Below are 22,187 nucleotides of genomic sequence, written 5' to 3'. Positions count from 1 at the left end.
TGAAAGTAATAAATCGACTCTAAAATGCAAAACTGAAGGCAAAATCCGTCAATTTATACAAACTGTGAGGGCATACTACCAAATCAGGTATATCTGGCAATTTATTGCGCAGAATCGGCATCATGTTTTGATTAGCGAGTATAGTCTTCATTATTAATTTTCCAATCCACTATACGAATTGAGGACAGGTTATGCAGGCTTTGATCTTAGAACAGCAGGACGGAAAAACCCTCGCATCCGTTCAACCCCTCGACGAAAATCAGCTACCGGAAGGCGATGTGACGGTGGATGTCCACTGGTCAAGCCTGAACTATAAAGACGCCCTGGCTATCACCGGCAAGGGAAAAATCATTCGTAATTTTCCGATGATTCCTGGTATCGATTTCGCCGGTACCGTGCGCGCAAGCGAAGATCCCCGTTTTCATGCGGATCAGGAGGTTTTACTGACCGGTTGGGGCGTGGGTGAAAATCATTGGGGTGGACTGGCAGAACGCGCACGCGTGAAAGGCGACTGGCTGGTTGCGCTGCCAGAAGGGCTGGATGGACGTAAAGCCATGGTCATCGGTACCGCTGGCTTTACCGCCATGCTTTGCGTCATGGCGCTTGAAGATGCAGGAATTCGTCCGCAAGACGGTGAGATTGTCGTCACAGGCGCCAGCGGAGGCGTGGGCAGCACGGCCGTTGCGTTACTGCATAAGCTGGGTTATCAGGTTGCGGCGGTTTCGGGCCGTGAAAGCACCCACGACTACCTGAAAAGCCTGGGCGCAAACCGTATTCTTGGTCGCGATGAGTTTGCCGAGTCTCGTCCGCTGGAAAAACAGCTGTGGGCTGGCGCGGTGGATACCGTTGGCGACAAAGTTCTGGCGAAAGTCCTCGCGCAGATGAACTACGGCGGCTGTGTTGCTGCCTGCGGTCTGGCGGGCGGTTTCGCTCTGCCAACCACGGTGATGCCATTCATTCTGCGTAACGTTCGTTTGCAAGGAGTGGACTCGGTGATGACCCCGCCGGCACGCCGTGCAGAAGCCTGGGCGCGTCTGGTTAAGGATCTGCCGGAATCTTTCTATGCTCAGGCGGCAACGGAAATTACGCTGGCGGATGCGCCGAAGTTCGCCGATGCCATCATCAATAACCAGGTGCAAGGCCGTACGCTGGTGAAGGTGAAGTAACAGACCCTGGCGCAGAAATTTACACTTAATTAACGAAATTTCGCGGCACATCTACAGACTCCCTGCCATATTAACTACGCGTCCCCTGTCAGTTATGACGCGTAAGCCGGGAGTCTGTTATGAAGAAATTACGTCCATTTACAGAAGCCGACGTCACTGACGAGTCGGCTTTTTTTATGCAGCGTCGCCAGGTGCTGAAAGCATTAGGGATCAGCGCAGCCGCGTTGTCTTTACCCCACTCTGCGCAGGCTGACCTTCTGAGTTGGTTTAAGGGTAATGACCGCCCGCCCGCGCCCGCGGGAAAGCCGCTTAATTTCAGCAAGCCCGCCGCCTGGCAAAATTCGCTTCCTTTAACCCCAACGGATAAAGTTTCTGGCTACAACAACTTCTATGAATTCGGTCTCGACAAAGCGGATCCGGCAGCCAACGCGGGTAGCCTGAAAACCGATCCATGGACATTAAAAATCAGTGGTGAGGTCGCCAAACCACTCACTCTCGATCACGACACCTTGACCACCCGTTTCCCGCTGGAGCAACGGATTTACCGGATGCGCTGTGTGGAAGCCTGGTCAATGGTCGTACCATGGATTGGCTTTCCGTTACATAAACTGTTGGCGCAGGTGGAACCCACCAGCAATGCGAAGTATGTCGCGTTCGAAACGCTGTACGCACCAGAGGAAATGCCGGGACAAAAAGATCGCTTTATTGGCGGCGGGTTGAAGTATCCCTATGTTGAAGGACTGCGTCTGGATGAAGCGATGCACCCACTCACGTTGCTTACAGTGGGGGTTTATGGAAAAGCCCTTCCGCCACAAAATGGCGCGCCCATTCGCTTAATTGTGCCGTGGAAATATGGATTTAAAGGCATTAAGTCGATCGTGAGTATCAAACTCACGCGCGAACGCCCTCCGACAACCTGGAATCTGGCCGCGCCCAATGAATACGGGTTTTATGCCAACGTGAATCCGCATGTCGATCATCCCCGCTGGTCCCAGGCCACCGAGCGTTTTATTGGCGCTGGCGGTATTCTGGACGTACAGCGTCAGCCCACGCTGATGTTTAACGGCTATGCCGAAGAGGTTGCGTCACTGTATCGCGGACTCAATTTGCAGGAGAATTTTTAAGTGCGTCTGACTGCAAAGCACATTACCGGGCTGAAAGTTTGCCTGCATCTTGCCGGTTTTTTGCCGTTTATCTGGCTATTTTGGGCGGTAAATCACGGCAGCCTGAGCGCCGATCCGGTCAAAGATATCCAGCACTTTACCGGTAGGACAGCTCTGAAATTCTTGCTGGCGACCTTGCTGGTATCTCCACTCGCGCGCTACGCTAAACAGCCATTATTGATACGCACACGTCGCCTGTTAGGGCTATGGTGTTTTGCCTGGGCAACGCTGCATTTAACCAGCTACGCATTACTGGAACTGGGCATTAATAATCTGGCGTTGTTAGGGCGGGAATTAATTACGCGGCCTTATTTAACCTTGGGCATTGCCAGTTGGGTCATATTATTCGCCCTCACCTTAACGTCCACGCAGGCTGCACAGCGAAAGCTGGGTAAAAAATGGCAGTATTTGCATAACTTCGTCTATCTTGTGGCGATCCTGACACCCATACATTATCTGTGGTCGGTTAAAATTATCTCCCCTCAACCGATTATTTATGCAGCGATCGCTGCGGTGCTGTTAGCGTGCCGTTACAAGAAGTTTCGCCAGTGGTGGCGGTAGTTTCACGATATGTGCAGTGCGTTGCAAAACACTGACGATCCGATTTTCTTTACATGTTAACGGTTGATTATCTTCCCTGATAAGACCAGTATTTAGCTGCCAATTGCTACGAAATAGTTATAATGTGCGACTTTGCTATCCCCGGTAGCGTTTTTAAGGCGCTGAAAGGGTGACAATCGCATATTGAAGGTATATTTTGTCTTTTACCCGAAAATGGCAGAAGATAGCCGCACAATGACTAACAAGTCTGGCAATCTCACTTAATGGCAGCAGCGCCCAGTGCAGCGCCTGAGATGCGTGGCATCTTGTCACTCACTGTTATAAAAATGCTATACAGACGGCGGTAAAACGCCTGTCACAATCTCACTAAACAAAGAGTACGGAACCCACTCATGGATATTCGTAAGATTAAAAAACTGATCGAGCTGGTTGAAGAATCAGGCATCTCCGAACTGGAAATTTCTGAAGGCGAAGAATCTGTACGCATCAGCCGTGCAGCGCCAGCTGCAAGTTTTCCGATGATGCAACAGGCTTATGCTGCACCAGTGATGCAGCAACCAGCTCTGTCTAACGCTGTCGCACAAACTGCCTCTCCAAGTATGGAAGCTCCGGCAGCAGCGGAAATCAGTGGTCACATCGTACGCTCCCCAATGGTTGGTACGTTCTACCGCACCCCGAGCCCGGATGCTAAAGCGTTCATCGAAATCGGACAGAAAGTGAATGCGGGCGATACCCTGTGCATCGTTGAAGCCATGAAAATGATGAACCAGATCGAAGCCGACAAATCCGGCGTAGTTAAAGCGATTCTGGTAGAAAGTGGTCAACCGGTAGAATTTGACGAGCCGCTGGTCGTCATCGAATAACGAGGCGAACATGTTGGATAAAATTGTTATCGCCAACCGCGGCGAGATTGCCCTGCGTATTCTTCGTGCCTGTAAAGAACTGGGCATCAAGACTGTCGCTGTGCATTCAAGTGCGGATCGCGATTTAAAACACGTATTGCTGGCGGATGAGACGGTCTGTATCGGCCCGGCTCCGTCCGTAAAAAGCTATCTGAACATCCCGGCTATCATCAGCGCCGCTGAAATCACCGGCGCGGTGGCAATTCACCCGGGCTATGGCTTCCTCTCTGAGAACGCCAACTTTGCTGAGCAGGTAGAGCGTTCTGGCTTTATCTTCATCGGCCCGAAAGCCGACACCATCCGCCTGATGGGCGACAAAGTGTCTGCAATCACCGCGATGAAGAAAGCGGGCGTACCGACAGTCCCAGGCTCTGACGGCCCGCTGGGCGATGACATGGACGCTAACCGCGCTCATGCTAAACGCATCGGCTACCCGGTTATCATCAAAGCCTCCGGCGGCGGCGGCGGTCGCGGTATGCGCGTCGTGCGCAGCGATGCCGAACTGGCACAATCCATCTCCATGACCAAAGCGGAAGCGAAAGCCGCTTTCAATAACGATATGGTCTACATGGAGAAATACCTGGAAAACCCACGCCACATTGAAATTCAGGTGCTGGCTGACGGTCAGGGTAACGCGATTTATCTGGCAGAACGTGACTGCTCCATGCAGCGTCGTCACCAGAAAGTTGTCGAAGAAGCACCAGCGCCGGGCATTACCCCGGAACTGCGTCGCTACATCGGCGAGCGTTGCGCCAAAGCCTGTGTTGATATCGGCTATCGCGGGGCGGGTACTTTCGAATTCCTGTTCGAAAACGGCGAGTTCTACTTCATTGAGATGAACACCCGTATTCAGGTTGAACACCCGGTAACCGAAATGATCACCGGCGTTGACCTGATCAAAGAGCAGCTGCGCATCGCAGCGGGCCAACCGCTGTCCATCAAGCAGGACGAAGTTGTGGTTAAAGGCCATGCGGTTGAATGCCGTATCAACGCCGAAGACCCGAACACCTTCCTGCCAAGCCCGGGTAAAATCACGCGTTTCCACGCGCCGGGTGGCTTTGGTGTGCGTTGGGAGTCTCATATTTACGCAGGCTACACCGTACCTCCGTACTATGACTCAATGATCGGTAAGCTGATCTGCTATGGCGAAAACCGCGACGTCGCTATCGCCCGTATGAAAAACGCATTGCAGGAACTGATCATCGACGGTATCAAAACCAACGTTGACCTGCAGATCCGTATCATGAATGACGAGCACTTCCAGCACGGTGGAACCAATATCCACTACCTGGAGAAAAAACTCGGACTTCAGGAAAAGTAAGCGTGCGTTAACCGAAAAGGCCGGAAATTCCGGCCTTTTGTTTTTCTCCCCTCCCGCACGTGCCATAAGGTACAATCCCCGCTTTCTTTATCCACAAGGGACAAAAAATGGACGCTCGTTTTGTTCAGGCCCATAAAGAGGCGCGCTGGGCGCTGTGGCTAACCCTTTTATATCTGGTCACATGGTTAGTGGCCGCTTACTTACCTGATTCAACGCTGGGTTTTACCGGCTTACCGCACTGGTTCGAAATGGCCTGCCTGTTAACGCCGCTGGTTTTTATCGTGCTGTGCTGGGCGATGGTAAAGTTTATCTATCGCGACATTCCGTTGGAGGATGACGATGCAGCTTGAAGTTATTTTACCGCTGGTCGCCTATCTTCTGGTGGTATTCGGTCTCTCAGTTTATGCCATGCGTAAGAGAGTTACCGGTACCTTCCTGAATGAATATTTCCTTGGCAGCCGCTCCATGGGCGGGGTCGTGTTAGCGATGACGCTAACGGCAACCTACATTAGCGCCAGCTCGTTTATTGGCGGTCCTGGTGCCGCTTACAAATACGGACTGGGATGGGTGCTGCTGGCGATGATCCAGTTGCCTGCCGTCTGGCTGTCGCTGGGTATTCTCGGCAAGAAGTTCGCGATTCTGGCACGCCGTTATAATGCTGTTACCCTCAACGATATGCTATTTGCGCGCTACCAGAGCCGCCTGCTGGTATGGCTGGCAAGCCTCAGCCTGTTGGTCGCGTTTATCGGGGCAATGACCGTACAGTTTATTGGCGGCGCACGTTTGCTGGAAACCGCAGCGGGTATCCCCTACGAAACCGGCCTGCTGGTTTTTGGCGTCAGCATCGCGTTATACACGGCGTTCGGCGGCTTTCGCGCCAGCGTACTGAACGACACCATGCAGGGCATGGTGATGCTGATTGGTACTATCGTTTTGCTGGTCGGCGTCGTTCATGCTGCCGGTGGCCTTAGCAATGCGGTGGTAACCCTGCAGACTATCGACCCTAAACTGGTCTCGCCGCAGGGCGCTGATGACATTTTGTCACCCACGTTTATGACCTCATTCTGGGTGTTAGTATGCTTTGGCGTGATTGGCCTACCGCATACCGCGGTACGCTGCATCTCTTATAAAGACAGTAAAGCGGTACACCGCGGCATTATCATCGGCACCATCGTAGTGGCGATCCTGATGTTTGGTATGCATCTGGCGGGTGCCCTGGGACGGGCGGTCATCCCTGACCTGACGGTACCGGATCTGGTTATCCCTACGCTGATGGTCAAAGTCCTGCCGCCGGTCGCTGCCGGGATTTTCCTCGCCGCACCTATGGCTGCGATTATGTCGACGATCAATGCCCAATTGCTGCAAAGTTCCGCTACGATCATTAAGGATCTGTACCTGAACCTTCGCCCGGAACAGCTGGAAAACGAAACCCGGCTGAAACGCATGTCGGCAGTGATTACCCTGCTGTTGGGCGCGTTACTGTTGCTGGCCGCCTGGAAACCGCCAGAGATGATTATCTGGCTGAATCTGCTGGCGTTTGGCGGGCTGGAAGCCGTCTTCCTGTGGCCTCTGGTGCTGGGCCTCTATTGGGAGCGGGCAAACGCGTCAGGCGCATTGAGCGCGATGATTGTCGGCGGCGTGCTTTATGCTCTACTCGCCACCTTTAACGTTCAGTTCCTGGGCTTCCACCCAATCGTGCCCTCGTTACTGATAAGCTTGCTGGCTTTCCTGATAGGCAACCGTTTCGGTTCCGCCGTCCCGCAAGCCGCCATATTGACTACTGATAAATAAAGAGTTTTGCCATGCCATGGATCCAACTGAAACTGAACACGACCGGTGCCAACGCTGAAGAGTTGAGCGATGCGCTGATGGAAGCGGGCTCCGTTTCCATTACTTTCCAGGATACGCATGATACGCCGGTGTTTGAACCTCTGCCGGGCGAGACTCGCCTGTGGGGTGATACCGACGTTATCGGCTTGTTCGATGCAGAAACCGACATGAAAGAAGTGGTTGCCATCCTGGAACAGCATCCGCTGCTGGGTGAAGGCTTCGCGCATAAAATCGAACAGCTCGAAGACAAAGACTGGGAACGCGAATGGATGGATAACTTCCACCCGATGCGCTTTGGTGAACGTCTGTGGATTTGCCCAAGCTGGCGCGATGTCCCGGATGAGAATGCTGTCAACGTGATGCTGGACCCGGGTCTGGCATTTGGCACAGGCACGCACCCCACTACCTCTCTGTGCCTGCAATGGCTGGACGGTCTTGATCTTAACGGTAAAACGGTTATCGACTTTGGCTGCGGCTCCGGCATTCTTGCCATTGCGGCACTGAAGCTGGGTGCGGCGAAAGCCATTGGCGTGGATATCGACCCGCAGGCGATTCAGGCCAGCCGTGATAACGCCCAGCGTAATGGTGTTTCTGAGCGTCTGGAGCTTTATCTGCCGAAAGACCAGCCAGAGGCGATGAAAGCCGACGTGGTGGTCGCCAACATCCTTGCTGGCCCATTACGTGAACTGGCTCCGTTAATCAGCGTACTGCCCGTTGAGGGCGGTTTGCTTGGGCTTTCTGGTATTCTTGCCAGCCAGGCGGAAAGCGTCTGTGAAGCCTATGCCGATCTCTTTACGCTCGATCCGGTTATCGAGAAAGAAGAGTGGTGTCGTATTACCGGCCAGAAAAAATAATCCCTTCCGGCGTGGTTATCTGACCACGCCATTTTCAGACAATTGACCAGCATACCGACACTTTCCTCAGCGATATAATAATCAATTGATTTTGTTATTTTTTATATTGAGTTTCGTTGAGTAAACGTATGCGTTTCAACTGTTTTACAACAACTTTGCTGGCAGCATGCATGATGCCACTGACCACGCTGGCCGTACCATGGGGATATACCGAAGAAAACGGCCCCGCACGATGGGGAGAAATCAGCAAAGCGTATGCAACGTGCCAGACAGGCATAAACCAATCCCCCATAGACATCCAGACCACCACAACCAGTAAACTAGGTCTCCCCGCGCTAAACATGCAGTACGTCGATGGCCCAACTAGATTTCGGAGCATTAACCATACGTTGCAAGCAACGATGAGTAGTTACGCATCTAATTCTATTGAAATTGATGAAACGCTTTATTATTTAAAACAATTTGATTTTCACGCCCCGAGTGAACATACCCTCAACGGTAAAACCTATCCGCTGGAGATGCAGTTGCTCCACAAAAATCAATCCGGAGACATTGCTATTGTGGCGGTTATGTTTGACGTGGGTGAACAGAACCAGGCGATTCAAAATTTGTGGGAGTCCTTTCCAACCATGGAGGACAGCAGCATGGACATCTTCTCGCCGGTCGATATCCACCAGCTTTTACCCGACAATAAAACCTACTGGCGCTACCGTGGTTCGTTAACAACACCTCCCTGCACCGAAGGCGTCACCTGGTCTGTCCTGAAAACGCCTGTTGCTCTTTCTGCCGAACAGTTGGATAAATTTCACTACATTGTTGGGCCAGCAAACAATCGCCCGCTGCAGCCGTTGAATGAACGCAAGATTACGGACAGCTATTCTGGGGATACCGAGATCCTGTACTAAAATGAGGTAGCGATCACACAATGACGAGGTAATTTGCTGATTAATTCAGCAGAATATCTTGTCAGTACCGTCTGCTGCTGAAGAAAAAATGAGAAGTTACGCAAAATTATATGTGTATATAAAATCGACACATTTTTATAATGCGATGATTTATATGATTAAATATTTTCATGCGTTCACATTTACGGCAATTCATTGATCCACCTCAGTGGATTGGTCAAAGTTTGGCCTTTCATCTCGTGCGAAAAATGCGTAATATACGCCGCCTTGCAGTCACAGTATGGTCATTTCTTAACTCATGCGCATCGGACAATACCAGCTCAGAAATCGCCTGATCGCAGCACCTATGGCTGGCATCACTGACAGACCATTCAGGACGCTGTGCTATGAGATGGGAGCCGGATTGACAGTATCCGAGATGATGTCTTCTAACCCGCAGGTTTGGGAAAGTGACAAGTCTCGTTTACGGATGGTGCACGTTGATGAGCCAGGAATTCGCACGGTGCAAATTGCCGGTAGCGACCCTGTTGAGATGGCCGATGCCGCACGTATTAACGTGGAAAGCGGCGCCCAGATTATTGATATCAATATGGGGTGTCCGGCTAAAAAAGTGAATCGCAAGCTCGCAGGTTCAGCCCTCTTGCAGTACCCGGATTTAGTGAAATCGATACTAACCGAGGTCGTCAATGCAGTGGACGTTCCTGTCACACTCAAGATTCGCACCGGCTGGGCTCCGGAACACCGTAACTGCGTAGAGATTGCCCAACTGGCTGAAGACTGTGGCATTCAGGCTCTGACCATTCATGGACGCACCCGCGCCTGTTTGTTCAATGGAGATGCTGAGTACGACAGTATTCGGGCAGTTAAGCAGAAAGTTTCCATTCCGATTATCGCGAATGGCGACATTACTGACCCGCATAAAGCCAGAGCTGTACTCGACTATACGGGGGCGGATGCCCTGATGATAGGACGTGCAGCTCAGGGAAGACCCTGGATCTTTCGGGAAATCCAGCATTATCTGGACACTGGGGAGCTGCTGCCCCCGCTGCCTCTGGCAGAGGTGAAGCGCTTGCTTTGTGCGCACGTTCGGGAACTGCACGACTTTTATGGTCAGGCAAAAGGGTACCGAATTGCGCGTAAACACGTATCCTGGTATCTCCAGGAACACGCTCCGGATGACCAGTTTCGGCGCACATTCAACGCCATTGAAGATTCCAGCGAACAGCTGGCGGCGTTGGAGGCATACTTCGAAAATTTTGCGTAAACAGAAATAAAGAGCTGACAGAACTATGTTCGAACAACGCGTAAATTCTGACGTACTGACCGTTTCTACCGTTAACTCTCAGGACCAGGTAACTCAAAAGCCCCTGCGTGACTCGGTTAAACAGGCACTGAAGAACTATTTTGCTCAATTGAATGGTCAGGATGTTAACGATCTCTATGAGCTGGTACTGGCTGAAGTAGAACAGCCCCTGTTGGACATGGTGATGCAATACACCCGCGGTAACCAGACCCGTGCTGCCCTGATGATGGGCATCAACCGTGGTACGCTGCGTAAAAAACTGAAAAAATACGGCATGAACTGATACTAATCAGTTAAATGTTTGTTTTAAAAGGCGCTACTCGGCATGGGGAAGCGCCTTTTTTATTGACGTCACACGGGAGGCTTTGGCGATGAACGCGAGATGTGAACCTGTCTATTTTGGCGATGAATCTAAAAAGATAATCCTGGGTGACGCGCTAACTGAACTGAAAAAACTGCCGTCTGAAAGTGTCGAACTCATTTTTGCTGACCCTCCTTATAACATCGGGAAAGACTTTGACGGGATGGTGGAATCCTGGGACGAAGAGGCCTTTCTGGCGTGGTTGTTTGAGTGCATTGACGAGTGCCATCGCATCCTCAAACCACACGGCACCATGTACATCATGAACAGTACGGAGAACATGCCGTACATCGACCTCAAATGCCGCCCGCTTTTTACCATCAAGAGTCGTATCGTGTGGTCATACGATAGCTCAGGGGTACAAGCCAAAAATTACTTTGGTTCGATGTATGAACCGATCCTGATGATGGTAAAAGATCAGAAAAACTACACATTTAATCGTGACGATATTCTGGTTGAAGCCAAAACTGGCGCTAAACGCGCGCTAATAGACTACAGAAAAAACCCGCCGCAGCCATACAATCAGAAAAAAGTGCCGGGCAATGTCTGGGAGTTCCCACGCGTACGCTATCTGATGGACGAATACGAAAACCACCCCACCCAGAAACCCAAAGCCCTCCTGGAGCGTATAATTCTGGCGTCCTCGAACCCAGATGACAAGGTACTCGATCCGTTCGCCGGCAGCTTCACCACCGGTGCTACCGCCGTGGAATTGGGTCGCAAGTTTGTCGGGATTGAGATCAATACTGAATACGTAAAAATGGGGCTCAGAAGACTGAGTATCGGTTCTCATTTTTCAGAAATTGAGCTTGCCAAGGTGAAAAAACGTAAGACAAAAAACCTGTCTAAAAAGAGTCGATTGACGGCAAAGAGTGGCGATCTTTCAACAAAGTAAAGGCATTGTAAGTCTGCTTTTCAGCTTAAAAATTTCGTGTATATTCCCTGCACGCTTGGGCATGAATACACAGGGTTTAGGAATGATTCGCAAGTATTGGTGGCTGGTTGTTTTTGCGGTCTTCGTTTTTCTTTTTGATGCGCTGCTCATCCAATGGATAGAGCTGATGACAACAGAGCACGACAAGTGCCGGAATATGAACTCAGTGAATCCCCTTAAGCTGGTCAACTGCGTCGACCTCGAATAGCACCTCAGGTAATGCTTCGACAGCCGTCAGCCTCTGGCGGTAAAAACTATCCGACCTGGTTTTCACTCTGCATTAATTGCATGACGCTACCGTCTGGGCTTAACATTTTTAGTACATTATCAACTAATACTGGAGCTTGCCCATATAGATCATAACTCACTGGATTCATTAACCAGTTTTTTATAATTCCGCTAAAACTACCGTGCAGAATAATGATGATGACATCTAAATCAAGAGTGGTGGCAATCAGATTGTCATCTACACACTTTTGCAGGGAATCACGAATGCTTTGATGACTGATACCTATTTTATCGCGAATAGCCTGCTCAGATATCATATCGTTATGAAATTCACACTTATGATATAAAATCTGCATTAATGCCTGCTGACGAGGGTTCTCTGCAATATATTGTAACCCCACCACAAACTTTTCTCGCAATCGCTGTAAAGGGTTATCCCCCCAACGACCAATTAGCTTGTCCTGAATCAGATCGCGTAAAGGTGGTTGTTGTAACCATAGCTCATTAAACAGTTGAGTTTTATTTTCGAAATGCCAATAGAGCGCGCCACGCGTCACGCTGGCGGCATCCGCAATGTCGTTTAGCGTCGTATTGCTTACGCCACGTGCGGCAAACTGTACAATCGCCGTTTCTATCAGGTGCTGCCGCGTTTTGAGGGCATCAGCTTTCGTTTTTCTGGCCATGGTTCCGACTGTCTGAGGTAGAGTAGAGAATGATTAACTTTTTTATCTAATATTTGCGACACGGAACAAATGTATCACTTAGCATTTATTTAAACGAGTTCTAAAAAATATTATTACGGACTTTGCACACGAATAAACAAAACGAATACCAACAAACAATATATTCACAAACCAAATGTTTATTTCAACTTGTGTTTATGCGAATCATAGTATTGCTATTAACACCACAATGAAACAGCTGTCGATTAATCTTTTTTTGCTTTTACGTGCCGTGTATCGTGCCTATAAATAAGTATTGCTTACATCGCAAGCTAATAATTTGTAGGATAGCCAACTATTATTTTTCTTGTGCGCGTTATCGCCCCCTGCGTTATCCGGTTAATAACGAGCGTTCGGTTTTTTAAGGAATAGAAATGACGAAAAATGCCAGGTTTTCACTCCTGCCCTCATTCATCATCGTCTCCGCAGCATTACTCGCCGGTTGTAACGATCAGGGAGAAACACAAGCTCATCCCACAGAACCGCAGGTGACTGTCCATGTCGTCGAAAAGGCTCCTTTAGCCGTAACGACCGAATTACCCGGGCGCACAACGGCATTCCGAATTGCAGAAGTTCGTCCCCAGGTCAGCGGGATAGTGCTTAAACGGAATTTCACTGAGGGAAGCGATATTGAATCCGGACAGTCACTTTATCAGATCGATCCCGCGACTTATCAGGCTGACTATGACAGCGCCAAAGGTGAACTGGCGAAGAGTGAAGCGGCTGCTGCAATCGCGCATTTAACGGTAAAACGCTATGTGCCGTTGGTTGGCACCAAGTACATCAGCCAGCAAGAGTACGATCAGGCAATTGCTGATGCCCGTCAGGCCGATGCCTCCGTGATCGCGGCAAAAGCGGCGGTCGAAAGCGCGCGTATCAATCTGGCCTACACCAAAGTGACATCGCCAATTAGCGGACGCATCGGTAAATCTAACGTCACCGAAGGTGCATTAGTCACGAATGGCCAGGCTACAGAGCTTGCTACCGTTCAACAGCTCGATCCCATTTACGTCGACGTGACACAGTCCAGTAACGACTTTATGCGCCTCAAACAGTCCGTTGAACAAGGGAGCCTGCATAAAGACAGCGCCAGCAGTACTGTCGAACTGGTAATGGAAAATGGTCAGTCATACCCGCTAAAAGGCTCTTTGCAGTTTTCCGATGTGACGGTTGATGAAAGCACCGGCTCAATCACCCTCAGAGCCGTGTTCCCTAACCCACAGCACACGCTGTTGCCGGGCATGTTTGTGCGCGCACGCATTGATGAAGGCGTCCAGCCGAATGCCATTCTCGTTCCGCAGCAGGGGGTAACGCGTACGCCTCGCGGCGATGCCACCGTAATGGTCGTTAACGACAAGAGTCAGGTTGAGTCTCGCGCAGTCGTTGCCGCACAAGCTATTGGTGACAAGTGGCTCATTAGCGAAGGCCTGCAACCGGGTGACAAAGTTATCGTGAGCGGCTTACAGAAAGCACGTCCAGGCGTTCAGGTTAAAGCAACCGCCGATACCGAAACCCCTGCCACGAAAGCCCAATAAGGTAACCGGACATGGCTAACTTTTTTATCAGGCGTCCTATCTTTGCCTGGGTATTGGCTATCATTCTGATGATGGCGGGTGCTCTGGCAATCATGCAACTGCCCGTGGCACAGTACCCGACCATTGCGCCTCCTGCGGTCGCTATTTCTGCCACCTACCCTGGTGCGGATGCACAGACGGTTCAGGATACAGTCACACAGGTTATCGAACAGAATATGAATGGTATCGATAACCTGATGTATATGTCCTCCACCAGCGACTCGGCCGGGAGTGTGACTATTACGCTGACTTTCCAGTCCGGTACCGATCCCGATATCGCGCAAGTGCAGGTGCAAAATAAACTGCAGCTCGCCACTCCGCTACTGCCGCAAGAAGTTCAGCAGCAAGGGATCAGCGTCGAGAAATCCAGCAGCAGCTTTTTGATGGTCGCGGGTTTTGTTTCTGACAACCCACAAACCACACAGGATGACATTTCCGATTACGTCGCCTCGAACGTTAAAGACTCAATCAGCCGTCTGAATGGCGTGGGTGACGTGCAGCTGTTTGGTGCACAGTACGCCATGCGCATCTGGCTGGATGCAAACTTATTGAATAAATATCAGCTCACGCCGGTTGATGTGATCAATCAGTTGAAGGTACAGAACGATCAGATTGCCGCAGGTCAGTTAGGGGGGACGCCTGCATTACCTAACCAGCAGCTGAACGCCTCTATCATTGCGCAAACGCGACTGAAAGACCCTGAAGAGTTCGGCAAAGTGACTTTACGCGTGAACAGCGATGGTTCGGTTGTTCACCTGAAAGACGTCGCGCGTATCGAGTTGGGCGGGGAAAACTACAACGTCGTGGCGCGTATTAACGGTAAGCCTGCATCCGGCCTTGGGATCAAGCTGGCAACCGGGGCAAACGCGCTGGATACCGCGAACGCTATTAAAGCCAAGCTGGTTGAACTGCAACCATTCTTCCCGCAGGGAATGAAGGTGGTCTACCCGTACGACACGACGCCATTTGTGACCATCTCCATTCATGAAGTGGTAAAAACGCTGTTTGAAGCGATCGTGCTGGTGTTCCTGGTCATGTATTTGTTCCTGCAAAACATCCGGGCAACGCTCATTCCGACCATCGCCGTACCTGTCGTATTGTTGGGCACATTTGCCGTGCTTGCTGCGTTTGGCTACTCAATAAACACCCTGACGATGTTCGGCATGGTGCTCGCCATCGGTCTATTGGTCGATGATGCGATAGTGGTGGTAGAAAACGTGGAACGCGTGATGATGGAGGATCATCTGCCGCCCAAAGAGGCGACGGAAAAATCCATGTCACAAATACAGGGAGCACTGGTTGGTATTGCTATGGTGCTGTCTGCGGTATTTATCCCGATGGCCTTCTTTGGCGGTTCAACCGGGGCTATCTATCGGCAGTTTTCCATCACCATCGTTTCCGCCATGGCGCTTTCAGTACTGGTCGCGCTGATCCTGACTCCCGCACTTTGTGCAACGCTGCTGAAGCCCGTATCAGCTGAACATCACGAGAAAAGAAGCGGTTTCTTTGGCTGGTTCAATGCCAAATTCGATCACAGCGTCAATCACTACACCAATAGCGTCAGCGGTATTGTGCGTAAAACTGGGCGTTACCTGGTCGTCTACCTGATAATCGTCATCGGGATGGCGGTGCTGTTTATGCGCCTGCCAACATCCTTCCTGCCAGAGGAAGATCAGGGCGTCTTCCTGACGATGATTCAACTTCCTGCAGGCGCCACGCAAGAACGCACCCAGAAGGTGCTGGATCAGGTCACCCACTACTACCTGAACAATGAAAAAGCCAACGTTGAAAGCGTCTTTACGGTTAACGGCTTTAGCTTCAGCGGCCAGGGGCAAAACTCAGGGATGGCGTTCGTCAGCCTCAAGCCCTGGGAAGAACGTAGCGGTAACGAAAATAACGTTGAATCAATTATCGCCCGCGCTACCCGAGCGTTTAGTCAGATTCGTGATGGTCTGGTGTTCCCTTTCAACATGCCAGCCATCGTTGAACTGGGTACCGCAACGGGCTTCGACTTCGAGCTGATTGACCAGGGCGGGTTGGGACATGCTGCGCTAACCCAGGCACGTAACCAACTGCTGGGCATGGTTGCCAAACACCCTGACCTGCTGGTTCGTGTGCGTCCAAACGGGCTCGAGGATACCGCACAGTTCAAGCTGGATGTCGATCAGGAGAAAGCGCAAGCGCTTGGTGTCTCACTGTCTGATATCAACGAAACCATCTCAGCTGCGCTGGGCGGCTATTACGTCAATGACTTCATTGACCGTGGCCGCGTGAAAAAAGTGTACGTACAAGCCGATGCCAAGTTCCGTATGTTACCGGAGGACATCAATAATCTGTATGTTCGTAGCGCCAATGGCGAAATGGTTCCATTCTCCACGTTCAGTTCCGCACACTGGATCTACGGCTCACCGCGCCTGGAGCGCTATAACGGTATGCCTTCTATGGAACTGCTGGGAGAAGCAGCGCCTGGCAGAAGTACCGGTGAAGCAATGGCGCTAATGGAAAGCCTGGCGGAAAAACTGCCAAACGGTATTGGTCATGACTGGACGGGGATGTCCTATCAGGAACGACTGTCGGGTAACCAGGCTCCTGCGCTGTATGCCATCTCGCTAATCGTTGTTTTCCTTTGCCTTGCCGCATTGTATGAAAGCTGGTCTATTCCTTTCTCGGTGATGCTGGTTGTACCGCTCGGTGTTGTGGGCGCATTGTTAGCAGCATCACTACGTGGGATGAATAACGATGTGTATTTCCAGGTTGGCTTACTAACTACAATCGGCCTCTCGGCTAAGAACGCCATCCTGATCGTCGAGTTTGCCAAAGACCTGATGGATAAAGAAGGCAAGGGGTTGATTGAAGCGACGCTGGAGGCATCGCGCATGCGTCTTCGTCCTATCCTGATGACATCCCTGGCCTTTATTCTGGGGGTTATGCCTCTGGTTATCAGTCACGGTGCAGGTAGTGGTGCACAGAATGCGGTCGGTACAGGTGTTATGGGAGGAATGCTGACCGCAACATTGTTGGCTATCTTCTTCGTCCCCGTCTTCTTTGTTGTCGTAAGACGGCGTTTTAGTCGGCACAACGATTAATTTGTAAAATAAAGGCGTCTACGGACGCCTTTTTCACCTACGATGCTCCTCTTTATTTATTAGTAAGATAGCCATTTATTTCATTTAAACTATCCCTCTAAATTCGCCTGCAACCTTTCTTTTTATCCATTATTTTTACAATCCACATGAATTGAGATTATTCCTCATGTCAGTCCTTTTTTAAGAAGTGGTAAAATAATCACCGAGTTCGCAGATGGCTTAGCGTTTGTCTTTGCTTAATTAGCGAAACGCTTATTTTGAGGTAACACCATGAAAAGATTAATATCCGTTGCATTGCTTACCGCATTCCTGGCTGGCTGTGCACACGATTCTCCTTGCGTACCTGTATACGACGATCAGGGGCGCCTGGTTCATACCAATACCTGTATGAAAGGCACCACCCAGGATAACTGGGAAACAGCCGGAGCCATCGCCGGTGGTGCTGCAGCCGTTGCCGGACTGACGCTTGGGATTGTCGCCCTGACCAAATAAATCATCTTAAAAGCGCGGTTATTACCGCGCTTTTAGCAACAAGCATAAAATCTACATATAAGACAAAACGTTGCTTAATAGAACCTGACATGTAATAAAATTATTATAGATTTCACTCACACATCCGCGATTTGAAATTAGCATTTTTTCTGTTTTTCGTAACACCACATTTTCTTTTCATTATTCTCACGACATTAATATTAACGCCAGAAATCGTTATCACGCGTCCTGTCTGATTTTTAAATTTTTTGCGCCGAAATGTGGCTTACGTTTCAATTTTGCACCACTTCAGGGCGCTGCATTTATTTTTTCCTGTCTACACTCTGCATATTGCGTCGAATAATCAGGCGCAAAAAACTGGCACTACCTTTGCTTAAAAGAGTATGGCCAAAGCCACTGACAGGTAAAAGACGTTTTCAGAACGTTTCCATAACAATAATTCCTCCACACAGGATGCTCTATGAAAAAGATGATAATCGCCAGCCTGGCTGCGGCCGGTGTGCTGCTTGCTGTTGCAAATCAGGCACATGCCGGCGCAACACTTGATGCCGTAAAGAAAAAAGGGTTTGTGCAATGTGGGATCAGCGACGGCTTGCCTGGCTTTTCTTACGCCGATGCAAGCGGCAAGTTCTCGGGTATTGATGTTGATGTATGTCGTGGCGTTGCCTCCGCCGTATTTGGCGATGATAGCAAAGTAAAATATACCCCGCTCACCGCCAAGGAACGCTTTACCGCATTACAGTCTGGTGAAGTCGACTTGCTCTCTCGTAATACCACGTGGACCTCTTCTCGTGATGCCGGTATGGGCATGTCCTTCACTGGTGTAACGTATTACGACGGCATTGGTTTTCTTACCCACAATAAAGCAGGCCTGAAGAGCGCTAAAGAGCTGGATGGTGCAACGGTCTGTATTCAGGCGGGAACCGATACCGAACTAAACGTGGCCGACTACTTTAAAGCCAACAAGATGAAGTACACCCCCGTCACCTTTGACCGTTCGGATGAATCAGCCAAAGCTCTGGAATCTGGACGTTGCGATACGCTGGCTTCCGACCAGTCTCAGCTGTATGCCCTACGCATCAAGCTGAGCAATCCTGCGGAATGGATCGTCCTGCCAGAAGTTATTTCTAAAGAACCTCTGGGACCTGTCGTACGTCGTGGGGACGATGAGTGGTTCTCCATTGTTCGCTGGACGCTGTTCGCCATGCTAAATGCGGAAGAAATGGGTGTTAACTCGAAAAACGTCGATGAAAAAGCGGCTAATCCAGCAACACCGGATATGGCACACCTGTTGGGTAAAGAAGGGGATTATGGCAAGGATCTGAAGCTTGATAACAAATGGGCCTACAACATTATCAAGCAAGTTGGTAACTATTCGGAGATCTTTGAACGTAACGTTGGATCGGAAAGTCCGCTGAAGATCAAACGTGGACAGAACAACCTCTGGAATAACGGTGGCATTCAATATGCGCCACCGGTGCGCTAATGCGTAGTGATGTAACGGGCGCCGCAACTGCGGCGCTCAGCCCAGAGTCATAGTTACTGAGGTTTTCTTATGTTCCATCGCCGCTCAACCGTAAAAGGATCATTATCCTTTTCTAACCCTGCGGTCCGCGCCTGGTTATTTCAAATACTCGCCGTCATTGCGGTTATCAGCATTGCGGTCTATCTCATTCATAACACGATAAATAACCTGAACAATAGCGGTATTACCTCGGGGTTTTCTTTTCTCGATCGCAGCGCCGGATTTGGCATTGTCCAACATCTGATCGATTACGAGCAAGGCGATACGTATGGTCGTGTCTTTGTGGTCGGCCTGCTCAATACGCTGTTAGTTTCAGCACTGTGCATTGTTTTCGCATCAATTCTCGGTTTCTTTCTCGGGCTGGCACGCCTGTCAGATAACTGGTTATTGCGAAAGCTCTCGACGATCTACATCGAAACGTTCCGCAATATACCGCCGCTGCTGCAGATCTTCTTCTGGTATTTCGCCGTATTACGTAACCTGCCCGGCCCACGCCAGGCCGTTAACGCGCTGGATTTGATGTTCCTGAGTAACCGGGGGCTCTATATTCCGTCCCCGCAAATGGGAGAAGGTTTTTTTGCCTTTTGCACCGCTGTTGTTATCGCTATCGTCGTCACCATCGGATTATTTCGCTTCAACAGAATGCATCAGACCAAAACCGGTCAGCTACGTCGGACCTGGCCCACAGCTCTTGCGTTGATCGTACTTTTACCGGTGATTTCACAGTGGATGTTTGGCGCTGCGCTTCACTGGGATATTCCCGCGCTCCGTGGTTTTAACTTCAGTGGCGGTATGGTGCTTATTCCTGAACTGGCGGCACTAACTCTGGCGCTTTCGGTATATACCTCGGCATTTATTGCAGAAATTATTAGGGCAGGCATTCAGGCCGTTCCTTACGGCCAACATGAAGCCGCACGCTCGCTGGGTCTACCAAATCCGGTGACGCTACGCCAGGTAATCATCCCACAGGCGCTACGCGTCATCATTCCCCCACTGACCAGCCAGTACCTGAATATCGTCAAGAACTCTTCTCTTGCAGCCGCCATTGGCTACCCGGACATGGTTTCACTGTTTGCCGGCACGGTACTCAATCAAACAGGGCAAGCCATTGAAACGATCGCCATCACCATGTCGGTATACCTGATCATCAGTCTGAGTATTTCTTTGCTGATGAATATTTATAACCGCCGTATTGCACTGATTGAGCGCTAAGGAGCCATGATGACAAAAGCACTGCTGTCTCACCCCTCGCGCCAGCGCAGCAATCCGGCAAGCCGCAGTCTACTCTGGGTGCGTAAAAACCTGTTCTCCAGTTGGTCAAATAGCCTGCTCACCCTGCTATGCGTATGGCTGATTTGGTCATTTCTTCCACCACTGTTGAACTGGGTATTTTTTCAGGCCAACTGGGTCGGCTCTACCCGGGCAGACTGCACCAAAGCGGGAGCCTGCTGGGTGTTCATTCATGAACGCTTCGGGCAATTCATGTATGGGCTTTATCCCCACGATCAGCGTTGGCGAGTAAATCTGGCCCTGATGATTGGTCTGGTTTCTATTGTTCCGATGTTCTGGAAAACCATTCCTCACCGTGGCCGCTATATCGCCATCTGGGCAGTCATTTATCCGATTGTCGTCTGGTGGCTGATGTACGGTGGTTTTTTCGGGCTTGAACGCGTAGAAACGCGGCAGTGGGGCGGATTAACACTGACGCTTATTATTGCATCCGTGGGGATTGCAGGCGCGCTTCCATGGGGCATTTTACTGGCGTTGGGACGTCGTTCCCATATGCCAGTCGTGCGGGTTTTATCCGTCATTTTCATTGAGTTCTGGCGCGGTGTACCGCTGATTACCGTTCTGTTTATGTCCTCGGTCATGCTTCCTCTGTTTATGTCCGAAGGAACCAGTATCGACAAGCTTATCCGGGCGCTGGTCGGCGTTATTCTTTTCCAGTCGGCCTATGTCGCAGAAGTGGTTCGCGGAGGGTTACAGGCCCTACCAAAAGGTCAGTATGAAGCCGCGGAATCACTGGCGCTAGGTTACTGGAAAACTCAGGGGCTGGTCATTCTTCCGCAAGCCCTCAAGCTGGTTATCCCTGGCCTGGTTAACACGATTATCGCTCTGTTCAAGGATACCAGCCTGGTCATCATCATCGGTCTGTTTGATCTCTTCAGTAGCGTACAGCAGGCAACTGTGGACCCTGCGTGGCTGGGTATGTCGACGGAAGGATATGTTTTTGCCGCACTGATCTACTGGATCTTCTGTTTCAGCATGTCGCGTTACAGCCAGCATCTGGAAAAACGTTTTAACACCGGGCGTACACCGCACTGAGGAATTTATGAGCCAATTATTAATGCCGTCTACCGACTCGATGATTACACTGGAAAACGTCAACAAATGGTATGGACAGTTTCATGTCCTGAAAAACATCAACCTAAAGGTAAAACAGGGAGAGCGCATCGTATTATGCGGGCCTTCCGGTTCGGGTAAATCGACAACTATCCGCTGTATTAACCATCTTGAAGAACATCAGCAAGGACGCATTGTGGTGGATGGGATTGAACTCAATGAAGACATCCGCAATATTGAGCGCGTCCGACAAGAAGTCGGCATGGTCTTTCAGCACTTTAATCTCTTTCCTCATTTAACTGTCTTGCAAAACTGCACACTGGCGCCTATCTGGGTGCAAAAGATGCCGAAAAAAGAGGCTGAAGTACTGGCAATGCACTACCTTGAGCGGGTCCGCATTGCCGAACATGCGCATAAATATCCCGGGCAAATCTCTGGTGGACAACAACAGCGCGTGGCCATTGCACGCTCGCTGTGTATGAAACCCAAAATCATGTTATTTGATGAACCCACATCAGCGTTGGATCCTGAAATGGTAAAAGAAGTGCTGGATACCATGATAGGTCTGGCGCAATCGGGTATGACCATGCTATGTGTAACCCATGAAATGGGCTTTGCCCGCACAGTAGCTGACCGGGTGATCTTTATGGATCTTGGCGAGATTGTGGAACAGGCACCACCGGATGAGTTTTTTGCTCACCCCAAATCGGAACGCACTCGCGCGTTTTTATCGCAGGTTATTCATTAAATATATATGCCGGATACAGTTCCGGCTGATTTTCGCGTATAAATGCAAAAAGGCCATCCGAAAGGATGGCCTTTTCACTTATTTGATGTCTGGCAGTTCCCTACTCTCGCATGGGGAGACCCCACACTACCATCGGCGCTACGGCGTTTCACTTCTGAGTTCGGCATGG

Annotated in this window: 21 protein-coding genes and 1 rRNA gene; 20 read left to right on the top strand and 2 right to left on the bottom strand. The window is 50.4% G+C overall.

What is annotated here, in order from left to right:
- The first annotated feature begins 191 nt into the window (after window positions 1–191).
- From acuI to OGX89_RS01150, 13 genes are all read left to right on the top strand, one after another.
- Window positions 192–1,166: an acrylyl-CoA reductase (NADPH) gene (gene acuI / locus OGX89_RS01210; protein ID WP_126956958.1), complete on the top strand. Its 975-nt coding sequence runs from the start codon at window positions 192–194 to the stop codon at window positions 1,164–1,166.
- 119 nt (window positions 1,167–1,285) lie between these two features.
- Window positions 1,286–2,290 (top strand): protein-methionine-sulfoxide reductase catalytic subunit MsrP, encoded by a 1,005-nt coding sequence (gene msrP, locus OGX89_RS01205; protein ID WP_126956956.1) that lies wholly within the window; start codon window positions 1,286–1,288, stop codon window positions 2,288–2,290.
- The gene (gene msrQ, locus OGX89_RS01200; protein WP_126956954.1) at window positions 2,291–2,890 is read left to right on the top strand and encodes a protein-methionine-sulfoxide reductase heme-binding subunit MsrQ; all 600 of its coding nucleotides are present in this window, start codon (window positions 2,291–2,293) and stop codon (window positions 2,888–2,890) included. It begins immediately after the preceding gene.
- 392 nt (window positions 2,891–3,282) lie between these two features.
- Entirely contained in the window at window positions 3,283–3,753 is a 471-nt protein-coding gene (gene accB / locus OGX89_RS01195; protein ID WP_003025210.1) for an acetyl-CoA carboxylase biotin carboxyl carrier protein, read from the top strand.
- A 10-nt stretch (window positions 3,754–3,763) separates the two neighbouring features.
- Complete coding sequence (gene accC, locus OGX89_RS01190; protein ID WP_003828838.1) at window positions 3,764–5,113, top strand: acetyl-CoA carboxylase biotin carboxylase subunit; 1,350 nt, start codon at window positions 3,764–3,766, stop codon at window positions 5,111–5,113.
- Window positions 5,114–5,220: 107 nt separating this feature from the next.
- Window positions 5,221–5,463, top strand: a complete 243-nt coding sequence (locus tag OGX89_RS01185; RefSeq protein ID WP_003828839.1) for a YhdT family protein — start codon at window positions 5,221–5,223, stop codon at window positions 5,461–5,463.
- The gene (gene panF, locus OGX89_RS01180; protein WP_063941623.1) at window positions 5,453–6,904 is read left to right on the top strand and encodes a sodium/pantothenate symporter; all 1,452 of its coding nucleotides are present in this window, start codon (window positions 5,453–5,455) and stop codon (window positions 6,902–6,904) included. Before OGX89_RS01185 ends, panF begins: the two co-directional genes overlap by 11 nt.
- Window positions 6,905–6,915: 11 nt before the next feature.
- Entirely contained in the window at window positions 6,916–7,797 is an 882-nt protein-coding gene (gene prmA, locus OGX89_RS01175) for a 50S ribosomal protein L11 methyltransferase (protein WP_003025221.1), read from the top strand.
- A 170-nt stretch (window positions 7,798–7,967) separates the two neighbouring features.
- The gene (locus tag OGX89_RS01170; protein WP_226804259.1) at window positions 7,968–8,702 is read left to right on the top strand and encodes a carbonic anhydrase; all 735 of its coding nucleotides are present in this window, start codon (window positions 7,968–7,970) and stop codon (window positions 8,700–8,702) included.
- A 298-nt stretch (window positions 8,703–9,000) separates the two neighbouring features.
- The gene (dusB, locus tag OGX89_RS01165) at window positions 9,001–9,966 is read left to right on the top strand and encodes a tRNA dihydrouridine synthase DusB (protein WP_003025224.1); all 966 of its coding nucleotides are present in this window, start codon (window positions 9,001–9,003) and stop codon (window positions 9,964–9,966) included.
- Between the two features lie 25 nt (window positions 9,967–9,991).
- Window positions 9,992–10,288: a DNA-binding transcriptional regulator Fis gene (gene fis, locus OGX89_RS01160; RefSeq protein WP_000462905.1), complete on the top strand. Its 297-nt coding sequence runs from the start codon at window positions 9,992–9,994 to the stop codon at window positions 10,286–10,288.
- An 88-nt stretch (window positions 10,289–10,376) separates the two neighbouring features.
- Window positions 10,377–11,261, top strand: a complete 885-nt coding sequence (gene yhdJ, locus OGX89_RS01155) for an adenine-specific DNA-methyltransferase (protein ID WP_008785971.1) — start codon at window positions 10,377–10,379, stop codon at window positions 11,259–11,261.
- Window positions 11,262–11,343: 82 nt separating this feature from the next.
- Window positions 11,344–11,508 (top strand): DUF2556 family protein, encoded by a 165-nt coding sequence (locus OGX89_RS01150; protein ID WP_003025279.1) that lies wholly within the window; start codon window positions 11,344–11,346, stop codon window positions 11,506–11,508.
- A 46-nt stretch (window positions 11,509–11,554) separates the two neighbouring features.
- On the opposite strand, the gene envR is transcribed toward OGX89_RS01150, so the two are convergent.
- Window positions 11,555–12,211, bottom strand: a complete 657-nt coding sequence (gene envR / locus OGX89_RS01145; RefSeq protein ID WP_048225757.1) for an acrEF/envCD operon transcriptional regulator — start codon at window positions 12,209–12,211, stop codon at window positions 11,555–11,557.
- Window positions 12,212–12,624: 413 nt separating this feature from the next.
- Between envR and OGX89_RS01140 the strand changes: the two genes are divergently transcribed.
- From OGX89_RS01140 to OGX89_RS01110, 7 genes are all read left to right on the top strand, one after another.
- Window positions 12,625–13,785: an efflux RND transporter periplasmic adaptor subunit gene (locus tag OGX89_RS01140; protein WP_003828853.1), complete on the top strand. Its 1,161-nt coding sequence runs from the start codon at window positions 12,625–12,627 to the stop codon at window positions 13,783–13,785.
- An 11-nt stretch (window positions 13,786–13,796) separates the two neighbouring features.
- Window positions 13,797–16,910, top strand: coding sequence for an efflux RND transporter permease subunit (locus OGX89_RS01135; protein WP_008785975.1), 3,114 nt, complete (start codon window positions 13,797–13,799; stop codon window positions 16,908–16,910).
- Between the two features lie 270 nt (window positions 16,911–17,180).
- Window positions 17,181–17,402, top strand: coding sequence for a lipoprotein (locus OGX89_RS01130; protein ID WP_003025292.1), 222 nt, complete (start codon window positions 17,181–17,183; stop codon window positions 17,400–17,402).
- Between the two features lie 460 nt (window positions 17,403–17,862).
- Window positions 17,863–18,888, top strand: a complete 1,026-nt coding sequence (locus tag OGX89_RS01125; RefSeq protein ID WP_003828858.1) for an amino acid ABC transporter substrate-binding protein — start codon at window positions 17,863–17,865, stop codon at window positions 18,886–18,888.
- A 69-nt stretch (window positions 18,889–18,957) separates the two neighbouring features.
- Window positions 18,958–20,139 (top strand): amino acid ABC transporter permease, encoded by a 1,182-nt coding sequence (locus OGX89_RS01120; protein WP_003828860.1) that lies wholly within the window; start codon window positions 18,958–18,960, stop codon window positions 20,137–20,139.
- Window positions 20,140–20,148: 9 nt separating this feature from the next.
- Window positions 20,149–21,252 (top strand): amino acid ABC transporter permease, encoded by a 1,104-nt coding sequence (locus OGX89_RS01115; RefSeq protein ID WP_126319745.1) that lies wholly within the window; start codon window positions 20,149–20,151, stop codon window positions 21,250–21,252.
- Between the two features lie 7 nt (window positions 21,253–21,259).
- Window positions 21,260–22,018 (top strand): amino acid ABC transporter ATP-binding protein, encoded by a 759-nt coding sequence (locus OGX89_RS01110; RefSeq protein WP_126317321.1) that lies wholly within the window; start codon window positions 21,260–21,262, stop codon window positions 22,016–22,018.
- A gap of 87 nt (window positions 22,019–22,105) precedes the next feature.
- On the opposite strand, the gene rrf is transcribed toward OGX89_RS01110, so the two are convergent.
- Window positions 22,106–22,187: ribosomal RNA gene (gene rrf / locus OGX89_RS23810) — 5S ribosomal RNA — on the bottom strand; the annotation flags it as partial.

It is taken from the genome of Citrobacter sp. Cpo103 (assembly GCF_030332605.1).
Classification (GTDB): Bacteria; Pseudomonadota; Gammaproteobacteria; order Enterobacterales; family Enterobacteriaceae; genus Citrobacter; species Citrobacter portucalensis.
This window is presented reverse-complemented; position numbering and strand designations above follow the sequence as displayed.